Below are 17150 nucleotides of genomic sequence, written 5' to 3'. Positions count from 1 at the left end.
CGATCTTTCCGCCGTGCATGGCCTGCGGGATACCCCGGCTCGCCTGGGCTTTTTCGCCAAACCGTCCGGGAAAAAGGCGCTCCTGCCCGGACGGGAAAATACCGGACGGCGGGCGGACCGGGCGGAGGAGGGATCTTCGGACTTACACCGCAGTACCGGAAAAAGGTCAAGCCGCCGAGGGACGAACGAACCTTGAATTGCGTGGACAGCCTGGGCGGCCGCGGCTATGTCTTGGCACTGGTGCGGTGTCTGAATGGCCATGACCAGGGAGGGGGTTGGCTGCGATGCGAAGCGTTCGTTCGACGATGATCGTCATTATCGGCATAGTGATCGTAATCATACAAGCCCTACTCATCTTCGGCGTATCGAAGATGAGTTTCGACGACAGCATTTCGGCGCGCCAGCACGAAATGGACCTCCTGGTTTCCACGATCTCCAAGGCGGCGGCGGAGTTCGGGGAACAGCAAACGGAACTGGTCAAGGCCGTTTCGCTGATGCCCGTCACACGGGAATTTCTCGCCTCCGGCCAATCCGAAGCCGCACTTGGCCAGATCACCGCGGCAATGTCTTTGTCTTCGGACAATATCAATACGTTCTACGTCTTCAACAAGGAAGGAACCCAGGCCATGTGCATGGCCCAGGGCAAGGCGACCAAGCGCAACGCCCTGGCGGACCGGGAGTACATACAGGCGGCCCTGGCCGGAAAACCGGGCATGAGCAGCGTGCCGACCAAGAGCATGGTCACCGGCAAGCTCATCGTCTCCGTGACGGCGCCGGTTTTCGACGCCGCCGGCAAGGTGGTCGGCGGGGTGGGCATGTCGTATGTCCTCGACGGGCTCATCGCGGATTATGTCGAGTCCGTGCGCATCGGCAAGACCGGCGCCCCGTTCATCCTGTCGCCCAAGGGCGTGGTGGTGGCCGACGTCAACCGCGAGTTGCTGCTCAAGGACGTGTCCCGGGAGCCGGGCGTGGCCGCCCTGCTGGCCGTGCCCTCGGGCAACGGGACCATGGTCCGCGACGGCCGGGAAAAACGGGTCGTCTGGGCACGGGTGCCGGGCTGGAACTGGGTCATGGCCGTGACCATGGACGTGGCGGAAATGGAGGCCCCGGCCATGGCCTTGCGCAACTCCATGGGGATCGCCGGCCTGGTCGCCGTGGCCGCCCTGCTGGCGGTGACCTTCTTCGCCCTGGAGCGCATCGCCGTGCGGCCGCTCAAGCGCCTGGAGGGCTACGCCTCCCAGGTTGCGGCCGGCAACCTCGACAGCCGCCTGGAGTTGCGCCAGGCCAACGAGATCGGCAAACTGGCCGACAGCCTGCGCACCATGGTGGCAAGCCTCAAGGGCAAGATCGCCGAGGCCGACGACAAGACGCGGCTGGCCAGCGAGGAGTCGAGCCGGGCCGCCCGGGCCGGCCGCGAGGCCGAGGAGGCCCGGGTCGCCGCCGAACGGGCCATGGCGCAAGGCATGCTCCAGGCCGCGGGCAAGCTCGAGCACGTGGTCGGGGTGATCGGTTCGGCCTCGGAAGAGCTGGCCGCCCAGGTCGAACAGTCCACGCGGGGGACGGAGGAACAGACGGCCCGGGTGGGCGAGACGGCCACGGCCATGGAGGAAATGACCGCCACGGTGGTGGAGGTGGCCAGGAACGCTTCCGAGGCCTCCCAGGCTGCCAACACCGCCAAAAAACAGGCCGAGGACGGTTCCGCCGTGGTTTCCCAGGTCATCCAGGGCATCGCCGACGCCCAGCGGCAGGCCCTGGAACTCAAGGCCGACATGACCGCCCTGGGAAGCCAGGCCGAGGGCATCGGCCGGATCTTGAACGTGATTTCCGACATCGCCGACCAGACCAACCTGCTGGCCTTAAACGCCGCCATCGAGGCGGCCCGGGCCGGCGATGCCGGCCGCGGCTTCGCCGTGGTGGCCGACGAAGTCCGCAAACTGGCCGAAAAGACCATGACCGCCACCAAGGAAGTGGGCGAGGCCATCGGCGCCATTCAGGCCGGCACGCGCAAGAACGTCGGCAACGTGGAACGGGCCGTGGACAAGATCGAATCGGCCACGACCCTGGCCGCCTCCTCCGGCGAAGCCCTCGCCCGCATCGTCGGCCTGGTGGAGGCCAGTTCGAGCCAGGTCTCGTCCATCGCCACGGCGGCCGAGGAGCAGTCGGCCACCTGCGAGCAGATCAACCGGACCATCGAGGGGATCAGCCGGGTTTCGGCCGAGACCGCCGACGCCATGCGCCAGTCGGCCGGGGCCGTGGCCGAGCTGGCGTCCCAGGCGCAAGTCCTGGCCGGGCTCGTGGACAGCCTCAAGGCCGAGGCCGGGGAGGAGTCCCGGCGGTCGTTGTCCGCGTAGGGCGGAGGCGCCCGGCGCCTCTTCCCGATGGCCTGGGGGGAGGCGCCGAAACGCAGGTGACGGCGGCCCTGAAATCGAGCAGGATGCGCCCCGCAAGGAGGCGCCATGAAAGTCTTGTGCGCGAATCCGCCCTGGTGGGTGGAACAGCCCGACGCCATCCACGGCGCGGGGCTCCTGGCCGGGGTGCGGGCCGGCTCCCGCTGGCCGTTCACGTCGGTGGTGCGCTCGCGGCCCGGCCAGTACCGCTTCGGCGACTACATCCCCTATCCCTTCTTCCTGGGATCGGCCGCCAGCTACCTGGCCCGGGAGACCGGTGTTTCCGTCGACTTCCGCGATTCCATCGCGCTGCGCGAGGACTACGTCGCCTTCGACAAGGCCCTGGCCGCCGGCGCCTACGACTATGTCGTCATCGAATCGGCCTCGCCCAGCTGGGGCCACGACGCGGAACTCATCGCCCACATCAAGAAGAACCATCCGGCCACCCGCGTCGTCGTGGCCGGCCCCATCGCCGCTTACGGCGAAAAGCTTTTGGAAGGCCATCCCCTGCACGCGGTCATCGCCGGCGAATACGAAAAGGGGCTGGTCAAGGTCCTCGGCGGGGCTTCGGGCTATCTGCCCCACGACTTGCTGACCGAAGCCGAGCTCAACGCCGCACCCTATCCCTATTTCGATCCGCTCCACGCCAACAAGTACTGGGATGCCAACCCCAAGGGCCAGATTTTTCCCCAGTTGCAGGTCCTGACCAGCCGGGGCTGCCCGTTCAAGTGCATTTTCTGCGTCTGGCCGGCGGTGATGTCCAACAACGACCCCGACGGCACGGGCGTGCGCCGGGTGCGCCAGCTTGCACCGGACTACCTGGAAGGCATGCTGACGGAGCTGGTCGGGCGCTACGGCTTCAAAAGCGTCTATTTCGACGACGACACCTTCAACCTGGGCGACCGGCACGTGGAGGGCGTCTGCGCCGTCATGGCCCGCTTGCACCTCCCCTGGTCGGCCATGTGCCGGGCCGACACGGTCTCCTGGGACACCTGGCGGCGCATGCGCGACAGCGGCTGCTTCGGCGTGAAGATCGGCTTCGAGAGCGGCAACCAGTGGGTGGTGGACAACATCGTGCGCAAGAACCTGGACCTGGAAAAGGCCCGGGACGTGGTCCATCACCTCAAGGCCCTGGGCATGACCGTCCACGGCACCTTCACCGTGGGCCTGCCCGGCGAGACGCCCGAGCAGGTGGCCGATACCCGGCGCTACCGGGCCTCGCTGCCGCTGGACAGCTTCCAGGAATCGGGCACGGCCGAGATCGAGGGCTCGCCCCTGTCGCACCTGCGCCGCTCGGGCCGCCTGGCCCAGTATGCCGGGGCCTCGCTCGACGGCTACGTGGCCGCCGCCGACGGCACGCGCAAGATGGAACTGGTGGCCCTGCGCGATTCGGGCCTGGCCGAGGCCAGCCTGTGCCTGCGCCACGGCCGGCCGGCCGTGGCCGAGTCCATCTGCCGCAACCTGCTGGAAACCGGCGGCGAGGACGCCGCCGTGCTCGACATGCTCGGCACCATCGCCGTGCGGGCGCGCAAGCTCGACGTGGCGGTGCGGTTTTTTTCCCGGGCCATCGCCGCCGATGGGCAGGCCGCCGCGCCCTGCCTGCACCTGGGCCTGCTTTTGCGCGACCAGGGCCTGGCCGAGGAGGCGGCCTCGTGCCTGCGCCGGGCCCTGGCCCTGGACCCGGATTGCGCCGCAGCCCGGGAAGCGCTGCTTGCCCTGGGGGCCGACCCCGAGGACGGCGAGGTCCCGGACGCCAAGGCCCAGGCCGCCCTGGCCCGGTCCCTGGCCATCACAGCCGTCACCAACTGGGGCCGGACCCTGCGCCGGGCCATGCGCGACGCCGACCAGAGCGAGGCCGGCCCGGGCGCGGCCGAGGCCGCCACCGGCCAGGGGGCTGCCCCGGCCTATCCCAGGGTGATCGTCCTGGACCACGGCCTGCGGTTTCTGGCCGGCCACCACTTCGCCTACGACCTCGGGGTGCTCGCCGCCTGCGTCAAGCGCGGCGTGCCGGTGGAATTTCTCGTCTACGCCGACTGCCAGCCCGAGGCGGTCAAGGTGCTGCGGGCCAGGGCCGTGCTCCAGCCCACCCAGTACGCCAGCCATTCCGGGGACAAGTACTGCGCCTGGCTGGAGGATTTCCTCATCGCCGGGACCATGGCCGAATTCAACCTCTTCAAGAACCTGCGCACCGACCTCGACCCGTCGGATATCGTCTTTTCCCACACCTCCGACCCCAAGGTCGTGCGCGGCATCGCCGCCTGGTACACCTCCCTGCCCAAGGACAGGCGGCCCTATCTGGTCCTCAAGTTCCAGAACCACTGCTACCGCTTCGTTTCCCCGGACCATCTGGCCCTGGCCAAATCCATTTTCCGGCTGGCGCTCAAGCCCTTCATCCATGAGCCCAAGGTCCGTTTCGCGGCCAGCAACAAGCTCATCGGCTCCCAGATCAAGGCCATGGCCGAAAAGCCCTGCCCGGTGTTTCCGGTGCCGCTCCAGTTGGAGGTGCCGGCCAGGCCCTACCGCAGCCGGGCCGAGAAGGGGATGGTGCGCATCGGCTATGCCGGCGAGGGCCGGGTGGAGCAGGGGGTGGGCTATCTGCCCGAGGTGATCGAGGCGATCTTGCCGGCCTATCCGGACGTGGTGTTCGAGGTGCAGTTCGCCTGCCGCTTCGTGGACGACGACACGCTTGCCCGCCTGCGCGCCTTCGGCGACCGGGTGCGCATCCACGAGAGCTGCTACGTGGGCGAGGACTTCCACCGGCTCATCGCCTCCTTCGACGCGCTGTTGCTGCCGTATCAGCCGCGTGCATACGTCGAGCGCTCCTCCCAGGTGGTCATCGAGGCCATGGCCCTCGGGGTACCGCTGATCGTGCCGCTGGGCACCTCGCTGGCCCTGGAGGTCAAGCAGTTCGATTGCGGCTATACGCTGATTCGCAGCCACGACGGGCTGTCGATCATCGAGGCGGTCTCGCGCTTTATCGACAATCACGATACGCTCACCCGCAAGTCCGTGGACGTGGCCCCGCGCGTGGCCGCTTTTCACAACGGCGACACGCTGGTCAAACTGCTGCTGGAGTCGTGCGGCGTGGCGGTCGGGAAGATGGACAAGCGGGAAACGTAGGGAAAGGAGGTTTTGCCATGCATGCCTGTGAAAAGTGTCCGCTGCGGCGACTGGCCGAGAAAAAACCGCAATCGTTTTTGGCCAGGCTCTGGCGCTGGCACACGGGCTGGTGCCCGGGCTGGAAGCGCTACCAGGCCTCGCTGGCCAAGGCCCCCAAGGAAAGCTGAGGGGTTTTAGATGCGCGCCACGCCCAGAAAGACGGCGTGCAGGGCCACCACCAGCGTGCAGTAGGCCCTTCGCGCCGTCTCGGGGGAGAGGCCCGGGAAACGGTAGCCCATCACCCCCTTGCCGCAGGCGCCGACGCAGTCGCCGCATAGCGTGCAGGAAAGCCCCGGCCGGCCCCTGGCCAGGTCTTGCGGCGTCAGCGCCAGGTAGCGGCAGGCCGTCGCGCACCGGCCGCAGGCGTCGCAGCCCGGCCCCATCCGCACCCGCCAGGGCGAAAGCCGGCCCAGCACGTTGCCCACGAGCCCGATGGGGCAGTAGGCCGCGCAGTGGACCATGACCCCGGTGCGGCGCGAGGCCGTGGCCATGACGCCCAGGCCGACGATCCCGAAAAGGGCCGCCCACCACGCCGCCGCCTCGGTGCCGACCCCGGCCAGGCGCAGCCCCAGGGCCAGCCCCACGGCCAGGGCCAGGGTCGCCGCCCGCAGAAAGGGCAGGCCCCGCCACAGGCGCCTGGGCACCTTGCGCCCGAGCCTGGCGCAGGCGTCGTCGGCCGCGCCGATGTAGCACAGGTGCGAACACCAGCCCGGCCCGACCAGCAGCAGCGTGGAGAGATAGAGGATGGGCATGAAGAGCCCCTCGCCCCGGTAGAGCGGGCCGGCGACGATCAGCGCCGGCACGGGCAGATGCAGGGCGCCGGTCATGAGAAACACGGTCGCCCCAGCCAGCCCCAGGCCGAGCTGGGCGAAAAAGACCAGGGAAAAAGCGGCCCAGTAGCGCGAGCGCACCACGCCCCAGCGCGGCGCGGCCAGCATTCGGCCGACCAGCCAGGCGGCGTAAAAACCGAGCAGCGCGATTTCCAGCCACCCCCAGCCCGGGAAAAACCGATCGGCCAAAAGGATCGGGAAGGCCACTTTGGCCCGGGCGACGGAGAGCAGCCCGGCCGCGAGCCAAAAGGCCGCCGCCTGGGGCACGGGCCTGTCGCCGCCCCGGCCGAAAAAGCCCGCCGCCCGCACCGACAATGCCCACAGCCCGCCGCCAAGGCACACCGCCACCACGCCGGCCATGATGGAGGCCAGCCGCAGCCAGGGCAGGCCGGTGGCCAGCCGGAAGCCGATGAAATCCCTGGCCGCGCCGGCCAGCAGCAACCCGGCCAGCAGCACGGCCGGGCCAAGGATATACGGCGCGAAACGCCGCCGCGAAACAAGCAACCCCAAAAGCGAAAGCACGGCCTCGCAAAGGCCGGCCTCGCCCAGGCGCAAGGCATGGGCGGCGAAGACGGCCAGCCCCAGGACGAGGGCGGAAACCCCGAGGATGTTCATGGCCAGATCCAGGCCGGCAGGCCGGGTTGGCCGGCCGGAAAGATGATGTCGCCGAAGCGCCGGCTCGGGCGTGCCTGCGCGCCATGGGCGGCCAGGCAGCGTGCGACGAGCCCCAGGGCCGCCTGCCCGTCCAGTCGCCGGCCCAGTTCCTGCCCGAGCCGTGGCCGCCGGCCCAGGCGGCCGCCGATAAGGGCGCGAAACCGCGTCGGCCCCGCCGCGATGGCCCCGGCCGGGCAAACCGCCAGGCATTGGCCGCAGCCCAGACAGCGTGAGTCGTCCAGGGCCGCAACGCCATCGTCCAGGGCAATGGCCCCGTCCGGGCACACGTCCCGGCAGGCCCCGCAGCCGGCGCAGGCCGCGGCGTCGATGGCCACGTCCCGGGCCGCGAGCAGCCCCACGTCGGCCACATGCGGCCTCACGCAGCCGTTGGGGCAGGCGCACAGGCTCAGGCGTAACCGCTCGTGATGGCGAAGCGGCCGCCCCAGCTCGGCCAGGGCCACGGGCAGCGCCGTCCCCGCAAGAGCCTCCAACTCCCCGGCGAATCCCCCGGGAAGCGGCAGGCCGAAACGGCACCCGCCCGGCTTCACGCCCCGGCAGGTTTCCAGTATACACGCATCCGACGACATAACGGCTCCTTGCGGACTCGGCTTGCGGCCACATCCTGCCCCAAGCCGTATGACGGGGCTTTGACTTACGTCAAAACGGAACGCGAACATGGACAAGACCCAGGCCGTGGCCGACATCAAGCTGTTTTCCGGGCTCGGTGAGCGCGAACAGGCCTCCCTGGCCGGCGTGGCCGAGGTGCGCCGCTTTGCCAAAGGTGAGGATATCTTCTTCGCCGGCCAGCCGGCCCAGGGCTTTTTCTCCGTGGCCTCGGGCAAGGTGCGCATCTACCAGACGTCGCTTTCCGGCAAGGAGCATATCATCCACGTCTTCGGGCCGGGCGAGGTCTTCGCCGAAGTGGCCGTCTTTTCCGGCGGCGTCTACCCGGCCAGCGCCCAGGCCATGGAGGACGGCCAATACCTGTTCTTCCCGCGCGAACGCTTCCGCCGCCTCATCGCCACCGAACCCGACCTGGCCATGAACATGCTGGGCCTGCTCTCCATCCGCCTGCGGCAACTCGTCAAGAAAATCGAGGACCTGAGCCTTCGCGAAGTGCCGGCCCGCCTGGCCGCCCACCTGCTGCTGCTGCGGGCCCAAAGCAAGAAAGACCGCCTGACCCTGGACCTGCCCAAGGGACAGCTCGCCGCCTACCTCGGCACCATCCCCGAAACCCTCTCCCGCGTGCTGCGCCGGTTTGGCGACGACGGGCTCATCGCACTTTCCGGCAGCAGCCTGGAGATACTGGACGTCGCCCGGTTGGAGGCCCAGGCCGGGATGTCCGGCCTGGAGGGCGGCTTGGAGGGAAGAATGCCTCCGGCGGCCGGGAGGGGGTGACCCCCTCCCGGACCCTCCTCGACGGGGCGGGTGGGGGAGCGGTCGGGAATGGTGGGCGGCGGGGCGTCGGTCGTGGTGGTGCCGGAAAGGGGCCTGCCGTGCTGGCCGCAAGGCCGGCCAGCACGGCAGGCCCCTTTCCGGCACCACGGGCGCCAGCGGCGAAGCGCCGCATGGAGAAATAAAATTCTTCGACTTGCGCCGATTCCTGGCGACGAGATCCCATTCTTGGCGAAACGCGGTATATGAAGATTCTTTGACTGCCTTTGAAGAGGCTTCCAAAGCAATAAAATCCACCCCCCTCGGCCCGCAGGGCCGACGGCTGGGCGAGGCCGGAATTTCGCCTTTCGAGCCGGGAGCGCAGCGACGGCATCGAAAGGCGAAATTCCGGCCTCGCATCTTCGTGCCGCGTGCGCCATGCCCTCCCGGTGACCGACGCCTTGTCCGCCCGCCACAGCCGACCGGGGGGCTCGGGGGGCGTGACGCCCCCCGATGGGGTTCGGGGCAAAGCCCCGATGGGTCCAGGGCAAAGCCCTGGTGGGGCCTGGGGCAACGCCCAGTAGGGAGGGGGGACGCCTTCCCCGGTCGGGGGTGTCCTTGCTGGGCTGCCTACCCGTCCAGGCGCTCGGCCACGGCTTGCCAGACGTCTTGGGCGACGTGGTCCACGTCGCGGCTGGCGTCGATGACGGCGAAGCGGTGGGGGTGCAGGGTGGCCAGGGCGAGGTAGCCTTGGCGCACGCGGCGGTGGAATTCGAGGTGTTCGGCTTCGAAGCGCCCTTCGTTGACGGCGGAGCCGTTTTCGATGTTGCGGGCCAGGGCGCGGCGCAGGCCTTGTTCGGGGTCGAGGTCGAGGAGGATGGTGCGTTGCGGCCAGGCGCCGGCCACGGCCACGTCGTTGAGGCTGTTGAGCAGGCTGACGTCCAGGCCCCGGCCGTAGCCCTGGTAGGCCACGGTGGAGTCGGCGAAGCGGTCGCAGATGACGATGTGGCCGCGCTGCTGGGCCGGGCGGATGATTTCGGCCACGTGTTGGGCCCGGTCGGCCAGATAGAGGAAGAGTTCGGCCCGGCTGTCGAGGTTTTTGGTCTTGGTGGACAGCAGGATGGCCCGCAGGGTCAGGCCCAGCTCGCAGCCGCCGGGCTGGCGGGTGACGCAGACGGTGTGGCCCGAGGCTTCCAGGCGCTGGGTGAGCCGGGTGATCTGGGTGGTTTTGCCGGACCCCTCTACGCCTTCAAAGGTAATAAGCACTGCGCGTCCTTTTCCCGGGGCTTGGGGGTTTTTTCCGGGAGTTCCCGTGGGGTGCGCTTGGGGTTGTAGAGGTAGCGGTCCAGGGTGCGGGCGAAGGGGGACCATTGGCCGGGTTCGTCGGAGTCGAAGGCCGCCTCGATCTGGTTGAGCTTGGCGTCGATGTTGTCCGCGAAGTGCAGCACGAAGGCTTCGGCGGTCTTGGGCCGGCGCGGCGAGCCGAATTCGTATTCGCCGTGGTGGGCCAGCAGGATATGCTTGAAGTGCAGGCCCAGTTCGGGGTCGATGCCGGCTTTTTTGAGCAGCGGCTCCACCAGTTCCAGGGTGATGACGATGTGGCCGAGCAGCCGGCCGGCGTCGGTGTAGTCCCGGGCCGGGCCGGCGGTCAGTTCCCAGGCCTTGCCCAGGTCGTGGCAGACGGCGGCGGCCAGGACCGTGTCGCGGTCGAGGTGGGGGTAGCGCTCGCAGATGGCCAGCACCAGCCGGGCCACGGACAGGGTATGTTCAAGCAGGCCGCCCCGGTAGGCGTGGTGGACGTTTTTCGCGCCCGGTGCTTCGAGGAGCCGGCTGTGGAAGTCGGGATGGGCCAGCACCTTGGCGCAGAACTTGCGCCAGGGGGCGTGGGAGATTTCCGCGCGGCAAAGCTCGGTGAGCTGTTCCAGGAGCGCCTCGGGCGGCTCGGCGCTGGTGGGCACGAACTGCGACAGGTCCGGGGTATAGGTTTCCGGCGGGAGCACCCGCAGCCGTTCGATGTTGACCTGCGGCTTGTCGCGGTAGGCGCCGACCTGCCCCTCGACGAAAACGAACTGGCCCGGGGACAGCTCGGCGTACTCGCGGGCGGCCGGGCTCCAGATCTTGGCTTCGATCTGGCCGGAGGCGTCCTCGAGGACCAGTGTCCAGAAGGGGCCGTTTTTGGCCTGGGCCAGCCTGGCCGCGCCGAGGCAGAACACGTCGGCGGCGGGCTGTCCCGGCACGAGGTCTTTGACGAATTGTGTTTTCGCGGTCACGAGGGCTTCACCGTGGTTAGAGGAAACAGGAAGGTGCCCGCGGCCGGGGCGGTTGTCAATGCCGCAGCCTTGACATGGCCGCAACCTCGGGCATAGTCCTCGACCGGGACTTGCGGGGAGAGAGCATGCGCATCCTGTTGACAAACGACGATGGCATTCATGCCGTGGGCATCCGCGATTTGTACAAGGGCCTGGTGGCCGCCGGGCACGACGTGCTGGTGGCGGCGCCGCTGTCCGAGCAGTCGGCCGTGGGCCATGCCATCACCATCGCCATGCCGCTTCGGGTCAAGGAATTCACGGAGAACGGGTTTCGGGGCCTGGGGGTGTCCGGCACGCCCGCCGACTGCGTCAAGCTCGCCCTGACCACCCTGTGCGACACCAAGCCCGACCTGGTCGTGTCCGGCATCAACGCCGGGGCCAACGTGGGCGTGGACATCCTCTATTCGGGCACGGTTTCCGCCGCCACCGAAGGGGCGCTGATGGGCTATCCGGCCCTGGCCGTTTCCTGCGACGATTTTACCCCCACGGACCTCACCGACCAGGGCGCCTACGTGGCCGATTTCATCGCCTCCCGGCCCTTTGAGGCGGCGCCGCCGCGTTGCGTGCTCAACCTCAATTTCCCGGGCATTCCCCTGGCCCGGGCCAAGGGCTTGTGCCTGTGCCCGCCGACGCCGGCCGTCTACGACGACTGGTACGTCACCCGCCAGGACCCGCGCGGGCGCAACTACTATTGGCTCACCGGCGTCATCCCCCCCGAGACGCTGGCGCCGCAGACGGACCGGGCCATGCTGACCGAGGGCCACATCACGTTGACGCCGCTTCGTTTCGATTTCACGGACCGCGAGACCATGGACCGGCTGTCCGGGCGGCTGGGGGCCCGGGTGTGCGGCTGACGGTTGCTTTTTTCGCGTATTGAGGCATGATGCAACCGGCAATGGCTATTGCTTCCGGCCAGATCGGACCGTTTGTCGGCGATTGCGGCGCGTGGGAATGCGAAGGGACAGGCGGTGGGTATGCCGCCGGCGCGCCGGTCAAGGGTGGTCAAGGAAGCTGCACCAGGATCGGCATGAACATCCTGATCGTGGACGATTCCGACTCTTCGCGTTTGCTGCTGTCCACCATTCTCAAGGGGGCCGGCTACGTGGAGCCTTTGCGCGCCGGATCGGCCGGGGAGGCGCTGGCCCTGCTCGACGAGCGCTGCCGCAAGTATGACGTGCCGGACGTGGACCTGGTGCTCATGGACGTGGTCATGCCGGACATGGACGGCATCGACGCCACGCGGCTGATCAAGGCCGATCCCCGGCTGCGCGACATTCCCATCATCATCGTCACGGTCAAAGACGACGCCGCGAGCCTCGAGCGCGCCTTCGAGGCCGGGGCCATGGATTTCCTGGCCAAGCCGGTCAACAGCATGGAGTTGCGGGCCCGGGTCCGCTCGGCGCTTAAGCTCAAGGAAGAGATGGACCAGCGCAAGGCCCGGGAACGGGAGCTCGAGGCGCTCACGCGCAAGTTCGAACAGCTCTCCAACCAGGACGGCCTGACCGGCGTGCCCAACCGGCGCTGCTTCGAGGACGTCTTCCGCAAGGAATGGCTGCGCTCGCGCCGCGAGGGCACGGCCCTTTCGGCCCTGATGATCGATATCGACTGCTTCAAGGACTACAACGACACCTACGGGCACCTGCAAGGCGATTTGTGCCTGCGCCAGGTGGCCGAGTGCATCGTGGCCGCCCTCAAGCGGCCCGGGGATTTCGTGGCCCGCTACGGCGGCGAGGAGTTCGTGGCCCTGCTGCCCTGCACGGACCTGGCCGGGGCGCTGTCCATCGCCGGGCTTATCCGCTCCAATCTGCGCGGGGCCGGCATCGAGCACGCCAGCTCCAACGTGGCCGACGTAGTCACGGTCTCCATCGGCATTTCCGGCGTGGTGCCCAACATGGACATCGAGCCCGAGGCCCTGCTCGCCGCCTCGGATGCCGCCCTCTACCAGGCCAAAAGCGCCGGCCGCAACCGCGTCGAGGTCCGCCCGGCCGCCTGATACGGTCGATGGGGAAAAGCCTCCGGCGGCCAGGAGAGGCGAGGCCTCTCCTGGACCTCTCCCTTGGGGGATGGGGCCATGTTGCGGGCCGGTATCGCGTCCGATATCCATTGTTGCTTGTTGCCCACGAGGAGGGCGTATGGGGCGGATGCCGTTGGCCGTTTGCCTGGTTGTGTTTTTCCTTGCCGGCTGTTTCGCGCCCCGGGAGCAGGTGGCCGCCCGCAACTGGCGGCCCATGGGCGCGTCCGGGCTGCCGCTCGGCCAGCTCGTGGCCCGGACCCCGGGGCTTAAGTCCGTCACCTGGGAGTCGTTCGTGGACGGCCGGGGCCGCACCGTGGCCCGCCTGGCGGCGGAATACGATCCGGCCGGGGCATCTTCCGGCTGCCCGGCGCCCGAACCGGGCCTGGCCCTGGCGGCCAGGAGCTTTTTGCTGCTCGACCTGACCGTGTCGCCCGAGGGGGCGGTGGAATTCCTGTCGGCCATGGCCCAAGCCTACGACGCGGCCGGGTATTACGAGGAATATACGCTGGACGCCGGTGTGGTGGCCGCCCTGGTGGCCGGGGCGTGCCCCATTCCCTGCGCCGATTTGCGCCTGCCGGGCTATCTGGAAAAGGGTCCGGGGCCGTCCTCCTGATTGCTTTGACCAGCCCCCGCCCGTGACCGCCCGGGGGCGCGCCTACTTGCCCTTGCTGGCCTTGATGGCCTGTTCGAGTTCCTCGAAGCTGGGCCGCTTGTGGATGGGGATGGCCCGGCGGCCGGCCTCCAAGGCCACGGGCGGCGGGTTGCCGCCGACAAAGGCCGTCAGCGAGGCCTTGGCCACGAGCAGGATGGATTCCGTCTCCTTGGCCCGGTGCTCGATGTTGGTGGCAATCGGCGCCACGAAGCCGTAGGCGGCCAAGACGCCCAGGAACGTGCCGACCAGGGCCGCGCCGATGCTGTGGCCGAGCACCTCGGCCGGCTCGTTGATCTTGCCCATGGTCAGGACGACGCCGAGCACGCAGGCGACGATGCCCAGGCCGGGCAGGGCGTCGGAGGTCTTGGAGATGGCGTGGGCCGGCACCAGGGCCTCGTGCACCGTGGCCTCGATGTCCGCCTCCATGATGGATTCGAACTCGTGGGCCTCGATGTTGACCGTGGAGAAAATGCGCATGGTGTCGCAGATGAAGTTCAGCACCTCGTGGTTTTTCTTGTTTTTCGCGAAGTTGCTGAAAATCGGGCTTTCGGCCGGCCGCTCCACGTCCTTTTCGATAGCCACCAGCCCCTCGCGGCGGATCTTCATGTACAGGCCCGACAGCGTGGTCAAAAGCTCCAGGTAATAGGCCTTGCTGGTGAGCATGCCGCCGAAGATCGACAGGGCGCCCTTGAAGGTGGCGCCGAGCACGTCCTTGGGCGCGCTGATGACCAGCTGGCCCAGCGCGCCGCCGAGGATCATGAGCATTTCCGGGGGGGCGGCCGAAATGAGCAGGTCGAAGTTCCCCTTTTCCAGAATGAAGCCGGCCAGGATGCAGCCGATGACGATGAGCATGCCGATTATCGCAAACATAGCCTCGCCATAGCGTCGCCGGGCCTAGAACTGGCCCTCGGTCGACTTGTCGTAGAGGTTGTTGATCTGCTGCTCCAGCACGTCGCCCACTTCCGGTGTCTTGGGCGCGGCCAGGCCGGGCGCGCCGCCCGTACCGCCGACGTCGGCCGGCTTTTCCCCGGCCTTGGCCGGGCGGTAGAGCAGCAGGCTGATGCGGCGGTTGCGCGGGTCGTAGACGTTGCCGGCCACGTAGGGCCGGGTGTCGGCGAACCCCGTCACCGCGGCCACTTGGTCCGGGGAAAGGCCCTGCTGGATCATCAGCCGCCGGGCCGCGAGGGCCCGGCCGGCCGAAAGGTCCCAGTTGGTGTAGGTGCCGGAATAGCGGTAGGCGTCGGTGTGGCCCTCGATGGCCACTTTGACCCCTTCCTTGCGGATGACGTCGGTGACGGCGGCCAGGATGCGCTGGGCGTCGGGGGTGGGGGTCACGCCGCCGAGGTCGAACAGCGGCCGGTCGGACTTGTCCATGATCTCGATGCGCACCCGGTCCTTTTCCCGGCTGACGGATACCTGGCCGGCCAGTTCGGGCACGGCCTTTTCCAGGGCGGATTCGACCTGCTGTTCCAGGGCCTTGGCCTGCGCTTCGGCGGCCGCCTGGGCCTTCGCCGCGGCCTGGGCCGCGGCCTTGGCCTCGGGCGACCGGCCGCCGTCGAGTTGGCCGGTGCCCTGGCCCTGGCCGCCGGTGGGCTGCTTGCCGCCCCGGTCGATGGCCACGTCGGGGCGTTCGTCCTGGCTGCCGACGATGGCCCCGGGCGGGCCGAGGCCGCCGCTGTCGAGGATGTTCGCCGAGGGGCCGGGGTTTTGGAACAGGCTGAAGTCGTTGAAATAGGAGGCGAGCTGTTCCTTTTTTTCCTGGGGGGTCATGTTGAGAAGCCACATCAGCAGGAAAAAGGCCATCATGGCCGTGACCAGGTCGGCGTAGGCGACCTTCCACGAGCCGCCGTGGGCGCCGCCGGCGACCTTTTTGACCCGCTTGATGATGATGTTGGCTTTATGCCCCTGCTCGGCCATGCGTCCTCCGCCTTGTCCCTATCGGCCGCACTGCGGCCGCCCTTAGGGTGGACGGGCGTGTTTTGCGGAAGTTACGCATGGATACGGCAAAGGGCAACAGGGGGGAAGGCTCTTGTGGCCAGGCCTGCCCAGGCCAGCACGAAAAGGGCGAAGGGAAAACCCTCCGCCCGCGCGAAAGCTGGCATGGCTGGCGCCGTCCCCGGGGGAAGGCCGCCGGCCCGGCGCTACTGGGTGGTGTCGGAACCGGCCGCGGTCGGCAGGACCAGGACGCGGGTCTTGACCTTCTTGTTGCGCAGGTACTTCTCGAATTTCACCACGCCGTCGACCAGGGCGAACAGCGTGTAGTCGCGGCCCATGCCCACGCCCTCGCCGGGGTGGAACTTGGTGCCGAGCTGGCGCACGAGGATGTTGCCGGCCAGGACGGCCTGCCCGCCGAAACGTTTGACGCCACGCCGTTGCCCGGCGCTGTCGCGGCCGTTTCTGGAGCTGCCGCCTGCTTTTTTATGTGCCATGTCGGGACTCCTTCGGGAAAAATGTGGCTAGGCCTGGATCGAGGTGACCTTGAGCTGGGTGTAGCTCTGGCGATGGCCCTGCTTTTTGTGCGAATCCTGCCGCCGGCGCTTGTGAAAGACCACGATCTTCTCGCCCTTGACGTGTCCGGCCACTTCGCAGGTCACGGTGGCGCCGGGGACGTAAGGCGCGCCCACCTTGACCTCGGGGCCGCCCACGAGCAGCACCTTGTCGATGACGTATGCCGCGCCGGCTTCGGCGGAGAGAAGGTCCACGGTGATGGTGGCCCCTTCCTGGACCTTGTATTGCTTGCCGCCAGCCAAAACGATTGCGTACATGGGTTTGACCTCCGATAGGGAAGAGGCGTCACTTACACCGGCGCGTCGGCCGGGTCAAGCCCTTTTTCGCCGTCCCCGGCCCGCAGCCGCTTGGCCCGCCTGGCCCGCAGCACGTCGAGCACGCTGATATCCACCCGCAGGTTGCCGCGCCCCCGGCCGATGTCCACGTCGGGCTTGGCCGCGCCGTGGAAGTCCGAGCCGCCGGACACGGCCAGGCCGAACCGCCGGGACAGGGCCAGGTATTCCAGGGTCTGGGCCTGGGAGTGTTCGGTATACAGGGCCTCGATGGCGTCGAGGCCGGCGTCGCGGTAGCGGCCCACGGCCTCGGCCAGGGCCGGACCGGCCAGGCCCAGCATGTAGGGATGGGCCAGGCTCGCCAGCCCGCCCTCGGCGTGGATGAGTTCCACGGCCCGGGCCAGGGGCAGCTTGTCCTTGGGCACGTAGGCCCGGCCGTGGGCGCCGAGGTAGCGGCCGAAGGCCTCCTTGAAGCTCGTGACCACGCCCATGTCCAAAAGGGCCTGGGCGATGTGCGGCCGGCCCACCGCCCCCTTGGCAAGGGCGGTGACGGCCTTATATTCCACAGGCACGCCAAGCTCCCGCAGCTTGTCGAGGATCAGCCGGTTGCGGTTGTGGCGGCGTTCCCGGAGATAGGCCAGGGCGTCGGCCAGGGGGCCTTCCCGGTCGGGCAGAAACAGCCCGAGCAGATGCACGCCCCGGTCGCCGTCGGCCACGGACAGTTCCACCCCGGCCACCACGTCGAGGCCGTGGGCCTCGCCGGCGGCCCGGGCCTCGGGCAGGCCGGCCAGGGTGTCGTGGTCGGTGATGGCCACGGCGGCCAGGCCCTTGCGCGCGGCCAGGGCCACGAGATCGGCCGGGGAGAGGCTGCCGTCGGAAGCCGTGGTGTGCGTGTGCAGGTCGATAAGCGCCATGGGGCCACCCTAGCGCGGTGCCGGGGAGTTGTCGAACGGCCGTTGCGCGCGGCCGGCGATTTGGCTATCACTGGCCC

The 17150-nt window shown here is 68.6% G+C and carries 16 protein-coding genes; 7 read left to right on the top strand and 9 right to left on the bottom strand.

Translation table 11 applies throughout. From position 1 onward, the window contains the following. The first annotated feature begins 371 nt into the window (after positions 1–371). The 3 genes from ACP59X_RS19985 (at position 372) to ACP59X_RS19975 (ending at position 5674) form a co-directional block, all read left to right on the top strand. Positions 372–2351, top strand: a complete 1980-nt coding sequence (locus ACP59X_RS19985) for a methyl-accepting chemotaxis protein (protein ID WP_428561889.1) — start codon at positions 372–374, stop codon at positions 2349–2351. Between the two features lie 105 nt (positions 2352–2456). Then, complete coding sequence (locus ACP59X_RS19980) at positions 2457–5507, top strand: radical SAM protein (RefSeq protein WP_428561887.1); 3051 nt, start codon at positions 2457–2459, stop codon at positions 5505–5507. A gap of 17 nt (positions 5508–5524) precedes the next feature. Beyond that, positions 5525–5674 carry a hypothetical protein gene (locus ACP59X_RS19975; protein WP_428561885.1) on the top strand — a complete coding sequence of 50 codons (150 nt, stop codon included), beginning with the start codon at positions 5525–5527 and terminating at the stop codon, positions 5672–5674. A 6-nt stretch (positions 5675–5680) separates the two neighbouring features. Here the strand turns inward: ACP59X_RS19975 and ACP59X_RS19970 are convergent, their stop codons facing one another. After that, entirely contained in the window at positions 5681–6991 is a 1311-nt protein-coding gene (locus ACP59X_RS19970; protein WP_428561883.1) for a 4Fe-4S binding protein, read from the bottom strand. Further along, positions 6988–7617 carry a 4Fe-4S dicluster domain-containing protein gene (locus ACP59X_RS19965; protein ID WP_428561881.1) on the bottom strand — a complete coding sequence of 210 codons (630 nt, stop codon included), beginning with the start codon at positions 7615–7617 and terminating at the stop codon, positions 6988–6990. The genes ACP59X_RS19970 and ACP59X_RS19965 overlap by 4 nt, the downstream gene beginning before the upstream one ends. Positions 7618–7705: 88 nt before the next feature. Here ACP59X_RS19965 and ACP59X_RS19960 point away from each other — a divergent pair, with 88 nt between their 5' ends. After that, positions 7706–8428 carry a Crp/Fnr family transcriptional regulator gene (locus ACP59X_RS19960; RefSeq protein WP_428561879.1) on the top strand — a complete coding sequence of 241 codons (723 nt, stop codon included), beginning with the start codon at positions 7706–7708 and terminating at the stop codon, positions 8426–8428. Between the two features lie 606 nt (positions 8429–9034). On the opposite strand, the gene tmk is transcribed toward ACP59X_RS19960, so the two are convergent. Both tmk and ACP59X_RS19950 read right to left on the bottom strand, forming a co-directional pair. Continuing rightward, positions 9035–9670 carry a dTMP kinase gene (gene tmk, locus ACP59X_RS19955; RefSeq protein WP_428561877.1) on the bottom strand — a complete coding sequence of 212 codons (636 nt, stop codon included), beginning with the start codon at positions 9668–9670 and terminating at the stop codon, positions 9035–9037. Continuing rightward, on the bottom strand, positions 9646–10674 hold the full coding sequence (locus ACP59X_RS19950; RefSeq protein WP_428561875.1) for a 3'-5' exoribonuclease YhaM family protein: 1029 nt from the start codon (positions 10672–10674) through the stop codon (positions 9646–9648). Before ACP59X_RS19950 ends, tmk begins: the two co-directional genes overlap by 25 nt. A gap of 125 nt (positions 10675–10799) precedes the next feature. Between ACP59X_RS19950 and surE the strand changes: the two genes are divergently transcribed. From surE to ACP59X_RS19935, 3 genes are all read left to right on the top strand, one after another. Next, positions 10800–11567 carry a 5'/3'-nucleotidase SurE gene (gene surE, locus ACP59X_RS19945; RefSeq protein WP_428561873.1) on the top strand — a complete coding sequence of 256 codons (768 nt, stop codon included), beginning with the start codon at positions 10800–10802 and terminating at the stop codon, positions 11565–11567. 173 nt (positions 11568–11740) lie between these two features. Next, a complete protein-coding gene (locus ACP59X_RS19940) occupies positions 11741–12706 on the top strand; it encodes a diguanylate cyclase (protein ID WP_428561871.1) in 966 nt (321 codons plus the stop codon). A 139-nt stretch (positions 12707–12845) separates the two neighbouring features. Beyond that, complete coding sequence (locus ACP59X_RS19935; RefSeq protein WP_428561869.1) at positions 12846–13340, top strand: hypothetical protein; 495 nt, start codon at positions 12846–12848, stop codon at positions 13338–13340. Positions 13341–13382: 42 nt separating this feature from the next. On the opposite strand, the gene motA is transcribed toward ACP59X_RS19935, so the two are convergent. The 5 genes from motA to ACP59X_RS19910 form a co-directional block, all read right to left on the bottom strand. Then, positions 13383–14249 carry a flagellar motor stator protein MotA gene (gene motA / locus ACP59X_RS19930; RefSeq protein WP_428561867.1) on the bottom strand — a complete coding sequence of 289 codons (867 nt, stop codon included), beginning with the start codon at positions 14247–14249 and terminating at the stop codon, positions 13383–13385. A gap of 24 nt (positions 14250–14273) precedes the next feature. After that, positions 14274–15296 (bottom strand): flagellar motor protein MotB, encoded by a 1023-nt coding sequence (locus ACP59X_RS19925; RefSeq protein WP_428561865.1) that lies wholly within the window; start codon positions 15294–15296, stop codon positions 14274–14276. Between the two features lie 224 nt (positions 15297–15520). Continuing rightward, positions 15521–15808, bottom strand: coding sequence for a 50S ribosomal protein L27 (rpmA, locus tag ACP59X_RS19920; RefSeq protein WP_428561863.1), 288 nt, complete (start codon positions 15806–15808; stop codon positions 15521–15523). A gap of 27 nt (positions 15809–15835) precedes the next feature. Then, on the bottom strand, positions 15836–16144 hold the full coding sequence (gene rplU, locus ACP59X_RS19915; protein ID WP_428561861.1) for a 50S ribosomal protein L21: 309 nt from the start codon (positions 16142–16144) through the stop codon (positions 15836–15838). 32 nt (positions 16145–16176) lie between these two features. Then, on the bottom strand, positions 16177–17073 hold the full coding sequence (locus tag ACP59X_RS19910; RefSeq protein ID WP_428561859.1) for a PHP domain-containing protein: 897 nt from the start codon (positions 17071–17073) through the stop codon (positions 16177–16179). Positions 17074–17150 lie beyond the last annotated feature (77 nt).

The sequence above is a fragment of the Solidesulfovibrio sp. DCME genome (assembly GCF_049995385.1).
Classification (GTDB): domain Bacteria; phylum Desulfobacterota; class Desulfovibrionia; order Desulfovibrionales; family Desulfovibrionaceae; genus Solidesulfovibrio.
Note: the sequence above shows the minus strand (reverse complement) of the source record. Positions and strands in the feature narration are given on the sequence as shown.

Excerpts from the sequence above, each read along its gene's own strand:
- ACP59X_RS19985 (WP_428561889.1), top strand. The coding sequence starts at position 372 with ATGAGTTTCGACGACAGCATTTCGGCGCGCCAGCACGAAATGGACCTC.
- ACP59X_RS19980 (WP_428561887.1), top strand. The coding sequence starts at position 2,457 with ATGAAAGTCTTGTGCGCGAATCCGCCCTGGTGGGTGGAACAGCCCGAC.
- ACP59X_RS19975 (WP_428561885.1), top strand. The coding sequence starts at position 5,525 with ATGCATGCCTGTGAAAAGTGTCCGCTGCGGCGACTGGCCGAGAAAAAA.
- ACP59X_RS19970 (WP_428561883.1), bottom strand. The coding sequence starts at position 6,991 with ATGAACATCCTCGGGGTTTCCGCCCTCGTCCTGGGGCTGGCCGTCTTC.
- ACP59X_RS19965 (WP_428561881.1), bottom strand. The coding sequence starts at position 7,617 with ATGTCGTCGGATGCGTGTATACTGGAAACCTGCCGGGGCGTGAAGCCG.
- ACP59X_RS19960 (WP_428561879.1), top strand. The coding sequence starts at position 7,706 with ATGGACAAGACCCAGGCCGTGGCCGACATCAAGCTGTTTTCCGGGCTC.
- surE (WP_428561873.1), top strand. The coding sequence starts at position 10,800 with ATGCGCATCCTGTTGACAAACGACGATGGCATTCATGCCGTGGGCATC.
- ACP59X_RS19940 (WP_428561871.1), top strand. The coding sequence starts at position 11,741 with ATGAACATCCTGATCGTGGACGATTCCGACTCTTCGCGTTTGCTGCTG.
- ACP59X_RS19935 (WP_428561869.1), top strand. The coding sequence starts at position 12,846 with ATGGGGCGGATGCCGTTGGCCGTTTGCCTGGTTGTGTTTTTCCTTGCC.
- motA (WP_428561867.1), bottom strand. The coding sequence starts at position 14,249 with ATGTTTGCGATAATCGGCATGCTCATCGTCATCGGCTGCATCCTGGCC.
- ACP59X_RS19925 (WP_428561865.1), bottom strand. The coding sequence starts at position 15,296 with ATGGCCGAGCAGGGGCATAAAGCCAACATCATCATCAAGCGGGTCAAA.
- rpmA (WP_428561863.1), bottom strand. The coding sequence starts at position 15,808 with ATGGCACATAAAAAAGCAGGCGGCAGCTCCAGAAACGGCCGCGACAGC.
- rplU (WP_428561861.1), bottom strand. The coding sequence starts at position 16,144 with ATGTACGCAATCGTTTTGGCTGGCGGCAAGCAATACAAGGTCCAGGAA.
- ACP59X_RS19910 (WP_428561859.1), bottom strand. The coding sequence starts at position 17,073 with ATGGCGCTTATCGACCTGCACACGCACACCACGGCTTCCGACGGCAGC.